This window comes from Segeticoccus rhizosphaerae, assembly GCF_009192725.1.
Taxonomy (GTDB): domain Bacteria; phylum Actinomycetota; class Actinomycetes; order Actinomycetales; family Dermatophilaceae; genus Segeticoccus; species Segeticoccus rhizosphaerae.
In genome coordinates, this window is the sequence record NZ_VOHR01000167.1 from 1 (window position 1) to 8,514 (window position 8,514).

An 8,514-nucleotide genomic window follows, 5' to 3' on the forward strand; every position below is an offset into this window, starting at 1 on the left:
GCGAGCGGCCTGACGACGGCGGCGCGCCCACCCCGGAGAACGTCCGATGAGCGCCGTCGCGCCGGCCCTCGCGGCCGCCGACGACCACGTCGGCATCAACGGCGTCGCGCTCGCCGTCCTGATCATCCTGTTCCTGCTCGTCACCGTCATGGGCTTCATGGCGGCGCGCTGGCGCAAGGCCGACAGCCTCGAGTCCCTCGACGAGTGGGGGCTCGGCGGCCGCAGCTTCGGCACCTGGATCACCTGGTTCCTGCTCGGTGGCGACCTCTACACGGCATACACGTTCGTGGCGGTGCCGGCGGCGATGTTCGCGCTGGGCTCGGTGAGCGGGTTCTTCGCGGTCCCCTACACGATCGTGCTCTACCCGATCATCTTCATCTTCATGTCACGCCTGTGGTCGGTGAGCCACCGGCACGGTTACGTGACACCGGCCGACTTCGTCCGAGGGCGCCACGGCTCGCGGGGACTCTCGCTCGCCATCGCGATCACCGGGCTGCTCGCGACGATGCCCTACATCGCGCTGCAGCTGGTGGGAATCCAGGCGGTCCTGGAGGTCGCGGGCCTCGGTGGTTCCGGCAGCCTGATCGCCAAGGACCTGCCCCTGTTCATCGCGTTCGCGCTGCTCGCGGCCTACACCTACTCGAGCGGCCTGCGGGCACCGGCGATCATCGCCTTCGTCAAGGACGCGCTGATCTACCTGGTGATCATCGTCGCCGTGGTCTACCTGCCGTCGAAGGTGGGCGGCTGGGACCACATCTTCCAGGCGGCCCAGGACAAGATGAACACGGTCAACCCCGACACCAAGAAGCCCACCGGCGCCTTCATCCCCAACAGCAGCCAGTACTGGGCCTACGGGACGCTCGCACTCGGTTCGGCGATGGCGTTGTTCATGTATCCGCACTCGATCACGGCAACGTTGTCGGCCAAGTCGCGCAACACGATCCGGCGCAACGCCTCGATCCTGCCGGCCTACAGCTTCGTGCTCGGTCTGCTCGCACTGCTGGGTTGGGTCGCGATCGCGGCCGGCACCAAGCCGATCGGGCTCGACGGCAAGGGCAATGCGCAGCTCGTCGTGCCGCAGCTGTTCGAGGACATGTTCCCATCGTGGTTCGCCGGCGTCGCCTTCGCGGCCATCGCCATCGGTGCGCTGGTGCCGGCGGCGATCATGTCGATCGCCGCGGCGAACACCTTCACCCGCAACGTGTATCGCGAGTGGTTCCGCCCGAACGCCACGCACGCCGAGGAGGCCAAGGTGTCGAAGGCGGCGTCGCTGGTGGTCAAGGCGTTCGCGCTGGTCTTCGTGCTCACGCTGGACAAGCAGAACGCGATCAACTTCCAGCTCCTGGGCGGCATCTGGATCCTCCAGACGTTCCCGGCGGTCGTCTTCGGCCTCTACACGCGGTGGTTCCACCGTTGGGGCCTGTTGGCGGGATGGGCGGTGGCGATGGTCTACGGCACCGTCACGGCATACCACAACATCAACCCTCTCACCGGCAACCACTTCTCCAGCTCGCTGGCAACAATCAACGGGATCGGTCAGATGGGCTACATCGCGCTGACCGCCTTCGTGATCAACGTGGTCCTCGCGGCCGTGGTCACGGTCGTGCTGCGGCTGGCCAAGGTGCCGGCCGGTCAGGACCAGACGGTCATGAGCGACTACTTCGTCGATGCGGACGACCCGCGCGTCGAGAGGGAGCTCGGGTTGGAGACACCGGCACACTGAGGCATGCGCCTTCTTGCACCAAGCGTCCTGGCCGCTGCACTGCTCCTTGCGGGGTGCAGTGCAGCGGCCGACAAACCGCCCGCGGACGGAGCGCCCAGCGCGCCGTCCGCGGGCGGTTCCGCTTCTCCGGCTGCTGGCCAGTCGGCGCCCCGCAGCCAGCCGCCTGGTGCGACCGGCACGGAGAGCCTTGGCGGCGAGGGAGCGCCCACGTCCACCGGCAGCCCCACCACGGCCGCTCGGCCGAGCTTCACCGTGGTGATGACCGGCGACATCCTGCAGCACCACCAGATCTGGGGCCAGGCCGAGGCGGACGCCCGAGCGGAGGGCAGGACGGGTTATGACTACGACCCGATCTTCGCCGGGCAGCGAAAACTCATCAGCGGGGCGGATCTCGCGATCTGCCACCAGGAGACGGTGTTCGGTCGCAAGAACGGCCCGTTCTCGGGATATCCGGTCTTCAACTCGCCTCCGCAAGTGCTGCGGGGCGTCAAGGACGCCGGCTACGACGCGTGCACCACGGGGTCCAACCACTCACTGGACCAAGGTCTCGAGGGCATCACCCGCACCCTGGATGACATGGATGCGGCCGGCATCAAGCACACCGGCACGGCCCGGAGCGCCAAGGAGGCCGCCACCCCGCTGATCATGGACGTCAAGGGCGTCAAGGTGGCGCTGCTGGAATACGCCTACGGCACCAACGGCATCCCGATGCCGGAGGGCAAGCCGTGGGCCGAGAACATCATCGACAAGAGGAAGATCCTCGCCCAGGCTCACCAGGCGAAGACCCAGGGCGCCGACGTGGTGATCCTCGCGATGCACTGGGGCACGGAGGACCAGCACGAGCTCAACGAGCAGCAGGCCGAGCTCGGCCCGGCGCTGATCAAGTCGCCCGACATCGACCTCATCTACGGCCACCACGTCCACGTGGTCCAGCCGTGGCAGAAGGTCGGCGACGAGTGGATCGCCTACGGACTCGGCAACTACATCTCGGCACAGGCCTTCCTCTCCCGGCTCGACGTGCGCGACGGCGTGCTGGCGCGGTTCACGTTCTCGCCGAAGAAGGGCGGTGGATGGCACGTGAGCCGGGCGGAGTATGCACCGAGCTACGTCGGCCAGTCCCCGCTGCACATCATCGACGTCGCCGAGGCGCTGAACGATCCGTCCACGCCGGCCTGGCTCCGCAGGGACTACCGGGCGTCCTGGAAACGGACCGTCGGTTACGTCAACGCGCTCGGCGCCAAGAAGGACGGGCTGCGACCGATCACGGTGCCCCACTCACCCTGAGGACGCGCACCCTGGCCAGCTCTGTCGGTAGTCACGATTAGCCTCGTTCCTGCGGGGCGGCGAAGGCACTGGAGGGGCCGCTGTTCGCCGTCGACGACACCTGGGCCGACCGGCCCACCGAGACCCCTCCCGACACCGATACCGATACCGATAACGGTGCGGGCGGTGTGGTGGCGGGGGTGGACCGTGGCTGTGCCGGCGGGCCGGACGGGTCCGGGTACACCCGGCTGGGCCCCGCGGGCGGAGGGATGCTGCACCCCGCCGACGAGACCACCACCCCAGCCGCACCCCTCACCGCGGACACCCCGCCTGGCTGCGGGCCGACCCCGCCGGCTGCCTCATCCCCGGCATCGGGGTCATCCCCGCCGACGGCTCCACCGTTGCCAACCTGCACTGCTTGTGCAAACACCACCACCGCGCCAAACACCAAGCCGGCTGGCACCTGACCGTGACCCCCGACGGCACCTGCACCTGGACCTCACCAGCCGGCCAGAACTACACCACCCACCCGACCAACCACCTCCAAGCCAGCGCCTGACGCGCCCAGCACGTCGGCAGGGCTGTGCTCCGAACCTTGGCGCTGGGATCTTCGATGCCTCGCCCGACGAGCTACCGAGGCGAGTGGGTTCCGCTGCGTCCAAGCCCATCAGGCGTTGGCCACGCCGCGCTCCAGGGCTCGAGCCAAGGCGTCCACCACGGCCGGGTCGTATTCGTAGCCGAGCCCCAGCTGGATCCGCTCGATCGCGGCGGCGGCACGAGGCCCCTCGGACGCGCCCTCGGCCAGGTCGTCGAAGGCGTTGGCGACCTTGATGATCCTGCTGGCCATCGGGAGGTCCTGGCCGAGCTCGCGCACCTGGCGGTAACGGATGGCCTGGGTCTCCATGATCCTCGCGACGTTGTCGAGCTCGCCGGTCTGCCGCACGATCCGAGCACCGTCGAGGGCGATCCGCCGCTGGTCGCCGGGAGCCACCAGGACGGTGGCGCCCCGAGGAATCGGCTCGGTCAGGGACACCTGCCCGATGTCGTGCAGCAGAGCGGCGTACTCGAGCTCGAGCACCTCGCGCTCGGACAGGCCCACGTCCCGGCCGATGGCCACGCACAGGGCAGCCACCCTGCGGGAGTGCCCAGCAGCGGTGTACCCGCCCAGCTCCGTCAACCGCGCCAGGGACCGCACCGTCTGCCGGAATGTCGCCCGGATGACCGAGTGGCGACGCAGCGCGAACTGCAGCAGCAGCAAGGGCAACAAGAACAACGGGATCGCGACGATGCCGAGCGGCAACTCCGCCAGGGCGACCAGCGCCGCGGTGGCACTCAACGCGGAGTAGAGCGGCGCCAGCGCCGATGCCTCGTCGACCAGCGCGCGACCGAGCGGAGCATGCTCATGGCTCGCCCTGACGGCCGCGAGCAAAGCCAGTTGCAGGACAAGGCCGAGTGCCGACGCGGCCAGCATGCACAGTGCGGTGATCCAGCGCGTACGAGCCCACTCGAACTGCTTGTCGAGCGCGGTCATTCCCTCGAAGATCGGCACCTCCCTGAACAGCACGGCCACGAGGCTGGTTCCGATAAGTCCGATCGCCAGCGACGTGAGGGAGACCGGGCGCCGCCGGGCCACCGCGAGGGCGGCGGCGCCGACCGCCATGCCGGCGGCCGTGACCAGAGTCACCACGGCTGCCCCGAATACGGCTCTATGATCCTTCGGCGCCTCGGTGGTCATGGCGAAGGCAAGCGAGGCCGCCATGGCGATCGGTGGCGTCTCCCGCACGTCGAGCAGGCTGACGCGGAGCGACTCGCCTACGGCGATCGCTACAAGGAAGGCCACGATGACGAAGACGGATGTCCCCGTCAGCCGGCCCCAGGCGGGGACGCTGAAGATCGCCGCGGTGACCAGGACCGCTGCGGCCACTGCCCCGAGGGCCCGGTCGGCCCGCGTCGCGCCGCCCATCATGCGGGATCTTGGTGCTCGAGCGGATGACCGGTCATCGGCGAAGAAGCGACGAGGTCCGAGACGACCGGGTCATCGTGGTCGTGCGCGTCACCAGCCGTGGCCAGGACCGCGGGCGAGAGCACGGTGGGCTCCCACTCACGTCCCCGTAGTGCTTCCTCGAGCGCCGACACGATCCTGGGGTCGAACTGTGATCCCGCCCGCGCCCGCAGCTCGGCGAGTGCTTGCTCCACCGACATGGCGGGGCGGTAGGAACGGCTGGTGGTCATCGAGTCGAAGGCATCGGCCACCGCGATGATGCGGGCGTACTCGGGGATGTCCTCGCCGGCCAGACCGGCCGGATAGCCGCGTCCGTCGAAACGCTCGTGGTGGTGCAGGATCCCGGGGCACGATTCTTGCAGGAACTCGATCTCCTGGACCATGACGACCCCGACGGCGGGGTGCTGCTGGATCTCGTCGAGGTCGTGTTGGGTCAGAGGACCGCTGTGTCGCAGGGTCTGCCACGGCAGCGCGATGGTACCCACGTCATGCAGCAAAGCGGCAAACCGCAGCTCGTCCGCTCTCTGGAACCCGAGTGACAGCCGCTCGGCCACAAGTCCGCACAGCGTGGCCATGCGCTCACTGTGCCCGACCGTGTAGGGGTCGTTGGCCTCGACCGCTGCCACGAGCGCCGCGATGGTGCGCTCGTGCACCCGCTGTTCGTCCCCGTACTGGCCCAGCGCCCATCGCGCGACGAACAGGGGTGCCAGGACCAGGACCGCACTGAACGCCCCGACGCCACCAGGTTTCCAGAGCACGACGAAGAGGAATGCGATCAGCCCGTAGCCGACATAGGACGGCCCCGAGGTGGCAAGCATCCGAAGGGCGAATCGCAGGACAGCATCCTGGCCCCCGTTGAGCCGGATGACGCCGCCGAGCAGCAGCGCGTTGGCAATGCTCATGAGTACGTTCGCGCCCATGAGCGGCAGACCGACATGCACGACGAGGTCGAACGCGTGCTCGGCGCGTTCGAGCGGAAACATTCCCCCGGCCGCGAGGTAGGTCCATCCCCCCACCGCTCCCACCACGCCACCCAGCACACTGTTGAAGAGTCGGACCTGAAGGCGCTCCGGAGCGAAGGCGAACAACGCGCTGGCCGTGCCGACCACCGTGGCGCCAAATGGTCCCACCAGCACGATGCCCGCGGCCAAGATGATCATGGTGAACGAGATCGTGACGCGAGAGCCCGCGTGTTCCTGTCGGATCGAGTAACCAAGGATCCCCAAGCAGGACAGAACTACCAAGGGCCCAACGACGTTCGGGTGGCGAGTCGCGTCCAGCGAGAAGAATGCGACTATTGCAAGACCGGCCGCAACCAGCGTGAGAACCGCGATATAGGTCCACACACGAAAGCGCGCGGTCATCCGACCGCGCGCATTCGGCTTCTGGTCCCCCTCGGCAACCGGCCGTGCGACGTCAGGCATTTCCCCAGACGGCCTGAAGGGTGGCTAGCGGCTCAGCCGCCCCAGCCCCAGATGCTTGATGCGGATGCGGCAAGCGCAGCGAAGTCCCCCGACATGAGGCTCTGGAACAGAGCTGAAAGCGTCGACATTTGAGTTCCTTTCGTGCGGGAACCCTGTGGTCCCGTGGTGGCCGAACCATATCGTACGCCGAGCCTTTCGGCCTAGTGTGATGTAGCCCATACTAACCAGCCCTTCGGGGCCACTCCGAACGTGCCGATATGACTAGCCTTGCGCTGGCTCGAGCCCGCCGCTCGGGCCCGGTGTTGCGCGCCCTTCATGCGTCCCGCCCGCGGCGTCGGGCAGCTCGTGCGTCCTGTGAGACACTAGCGGTCCACGCCCCGCCGGGCGTCACCCTTCCGACCATTGGAGTTCCCATGAGCAAGCGCGCCCGCAAGCGTCGCTCGCGCAAGGGCAAGGCGGCCAACCACGGTCGCAAGCCCAACGCCTGAGCACGCGACCCCCATCACCAACCCCCAGAAGCACACGGCACGCGGCCGAGCGACGTGAGTACCCGTCATACCGGCCGCGAACACGGAGCAGGCCCCCATCGTCCCGAGTGGACGAGTGGGGGCCTGAGTCGTGCCGATCCTTTGCTGCGGACCCGCTTGCTGGGGCTGACTATTCGGTCCGCTCGACCCGAGTTGTGACGGTCACCGTGGTGATTCGCGCCATGATCTGCGTGCGGAGCGCCTCCGGTGCCGTCTCGCACCGGCACGAGCGGCGCACCAAGGCCTTGAGCGCCTGGTCGACGTCGTACTCCTTGAGGCACGGCTGGCACTCCTCGAGGTGCTGCCGGATCTTCTCGCAGTCGACCTCGCCCATCTCGCCGTCGAGGTACTCGTAGATCTTGAGCAGGACGTCGTCGCAGTCGGTCTCAGAGTTGTCGTGGCCGCCGCAGCTCATGACTTGGCCTCCTCGGGCACGAAACCACGCTCGATGGCGTAGTCGGTGAGCAACTCGCGCAGCTGTCGCCGGCCGCGGTGCAGACGGGACATCACGGTGCCGATGGGCGTGTCCATGATCTCGGCGATCTCCTTGTAGGCGAAGCCCTCCACATCGGCGAGGTAGACAGCCAGCCGGAAGTCCTCGGGGATCTGCTGGAGCGCCGCCTTCACGTCGGAGTCGGGCAGGTGGTCCAGCGCCTCGGACTCGGCGGAGCGCAGCCCTCGGGAGTCGTGCGACTCCGCCCGGGCGAGCTGGTAGTCCTCGACGTCGGACGCGTCCGACTGCAACGGCTGCCGCTGCTTCTTGCGGTAGGAGTTGATGTAGGTGTTGGTCAGGATGCGGTAGAGCCAGGCCTTGAGGTTGGTGCCCGGCTTGTACTGGTGGAAGGCCGCGAACGCCTTGGCGAACGTCTCCTGCACGAGGTCCTCGGCGTCCGCGGGGTTGCGCGTGGTGCGCAGTGCGGCGCTGTAGAGCTGGTCGAGGTAGGGCATGGCCTCACGCTCAAAGCGCGCGGCCCGCTCGGCGGGGCTCTCGGTGCTCACATCGACGGTGGCATCGAGCTCGCGCTGCGCCTCGATCGCCTGGACGGTGCTCTGGTCTTCAGTCATCACCGTCCAGCCTAGTGCCGGATGCTGACGCTCACTTCCCGAGCCGTGTGCGGTGGTCAGGGCTCCGGGTGACGGCGCATGGGGGGCAACGAGCACAAGCGTCTCCTTCGGTGGGTCTCACCCTTGCGAACGTCGGGAACGACTCCAGACATTCCCGGGGCGACCAGCGCGAGGCCACCTCCTGCCGGCAGCTCCCCTGACCCCGGGGTCAGGGGAGCTGGTCGAGCCAGGCCCGCGCCTCGTCGAGGACCTCGAAGGGGTCCTTGGTGAAGCTGTGCGTGCCCCTGGCGGCGAACACGTGGGCGGCCGGGTCGAGCGCCTTCTCCACCTCGTCAGGACTGCCGAACGGGTCCTTCTCCCCCTGTATGACGGCCAGCGGGCGCCCCGCGTCGGTCACCAGCCGCGCCTCGTCGGCCCGGGACTTCTCCGGCTTGCCGGGCGGGTGCAGCGGGAAGGACAGCGCCAGCACCGCGTCGGCGACCACTGCCGCGGCGGTGCGGCAGGCCACCC

The 8,514-nt window shown here is 68.4% G+C and carries 9 protein-coding genes; 4 read left to right on the forward strand and 5 right to left on the reverse strand.

Going from position 1 to position 8,514, the window contains the following annotated elements; genetic code table 11:
* Nucleotides 1–46: 46 nt before the first annotated feature.
* The 3 genes from mctP (at nucleotide 47) to FRW57_RS23250 (ending at nucleotide 3,545) form a co-directional block, all read left to right on the forward strand.
* Nucleotides 47–1,723: a monocarboxylate uptake permease MctP gene (gene mctP, locus FRW57_RS13390; protein WP_152186211.1), complete on the forward strand. Its 1,677-nt coding sequence runs from the start codon at nucleotides 47–49 to the stop codon at nucleotides 1,721–1,723.
* 258 nt (nucleotides 1,724–1,981) lie between these two features.
* Nucleotides 1,982–3,007: a CapA family protein gene (locus tag FRW57_RS13395; protein WP_202911651.1), complete on the forward strand. Its 1,026-nt coding sequence runs from the start codon at nucleotides 1,982–1,984 to the stop codon at nucleotides 3,005–3,007.
* Between the two features lie 397 nt (nucleotides 3,008–3,404).
* Nucleotides 3,405–3,545 carry a hypothetical protein gene (locus FRW57_RS23250; RefSeq protein WP_162308247.1) on the forward strand — a complete coding sequence of 47 codons (141 nt, stop codon included), beginning with the start codon at nucleotides 3,405–3,407 and terminating at the stop codon, nucleotides 3,543–3,545.
* A gap of 108 nt (nucleotides 3,546–3,653) precedes the next feature.
* Here FRW57_RS23250 and FRW57_RS13400 read toward each other — a convergent pair whose 3' ends face one another.
* Nucleotides 3,654–4,952, reverse strand: a complete 1,299-nt coding sequence (locus FRW57_RS13400; RefSeq protein WP_137122780.1) for an HD-GYP domain-containing protein — start codon at nucleotides 4,950–4,952, stop codon at nucleotides 3,654–3,656.
* Nucleotides 4,949–6,148 carry an HD-GYP domain-containing protein gene (locus tag FRW57_RS13405; RefSeq protein ID WP_162529358.1) on the reverse strand — a complete coding sequence of 400 codons (1,200 nt, stop codon included), beginning with the start codon at nucleotides 6,146–6,148 and terminating at the stop codon, nucleotides 4,949–4,951. The genes FRW57_RS13400 and FRW57_RS13405 overlap by 4 nt, the downstream gene beginning before the upstream one ends.
* Before the next feature lie 677 nt (nucleotides 6,149–6,825).
* On the opposite strand from FRW57_RS13405, the gene FRW57_RS25085 reads away from it, so the two are divergent.
* On the forward strand, nucleotides 6,826–6,900 hold the full coding sequence (locus FRW57_RS25085) for a 50S ribosomal protein bL37 (protein WP_370670760.1): 75 nt from the start codon (nucleotides 6,826–6,828) through the stop codon (nucleotides 6,898–6,900).
* 169 nt (nucleotides 6,901–7,069) lie between these two features.
* Here the strand turns inward: FRW57_RS25085 and rsrA are convergent, their stop codons facing one another.
* The 3 genes from rsrA to FRW57_RS24050 form a co-directional block, all read right to left on the reverse strand.
* On the reverse strand, nucleotides 7,070–7,354 hold the full coding sequence (gene rsrA / locus FRW57_RS13415) for a mycothiol system anti-sigma-R factor (RefSeq protein WP_137122783.1): 285 nt from the start codon (nucleotides 7,352–7,354) through the stop codon (nucleotides 7,070–7,072).
* A complete protein-coding gene (locus FRW57_RS13420; RefSeq protein WP_137122784.1) occupies nucleotides 7,351–8,004 on the reverse strand; it encodes a sigma-70 family RNA polymerase sigma factor in 654 nt (217 codons plus the stop codon). The genes rsrA and FRW57_RS13420 overlap by 4 nt, the downstream gene beginning before the upstream one ends.
* A 208-nt stretch (nucleotides 8,005–8,212) precedes the next feature.
* Nucleotides 8,213–8,514 (reverse strand): alpha/beta family hydrolase (locus FRW57_RS24050; protein ID WP_203230320.1); only part of this gene is annotated, 302 nt, incomplete at its 5' end.

What these genes read in the sequence shown, in the direction of transcription:
- mctP (WP_152186211.1), top strand. Translation starts at nt 47, where the DNA reads ATGAGCGCCGTCGCGCCGGCCCTCGCGGCCGCCGACGACCACGTCGGC.
- FRW57_RS13395 (WP_202911651.1), top strand. Translation starts at nt 1,982, where the DNA reads ATGACCGGCGACATCCTGCAGCACCACCAGATCTGGGGCCAGGCCGAG.
- FRW57_RS13400 (WP_137122780.1), bottom strand. Translation starts at nt 4,952, where the DNA reads ATGATGGGCGGCGCGACGCGGGCCGACCGGGCCCTCGGGGCAGTGGCC.
- FRW57_RS13405 (WP_162529358.1), bottom strand. Translation starts at nt 6,148, where the DNA reads ATGATCATCTTGGCCGCGGGCATCGTGCTGGTGGGACCATTTGGCGCC.
- rsrA (WP_137122783.1), bottom strand. Translation starts at nt 7,354, where the DNA reads ATGAGCTGCGGCGGCCACGACAACTCTGAGACCGACTGCGACGACGTC.
- FRW57_RS13420 (WP_137122784.1), bottom strand. Translation starts at nt 8,004, where the DNA reads ATGACTGAAGACCAGAGCACCGTCCAGGCGATCGAGGCGCAGCGCGAG.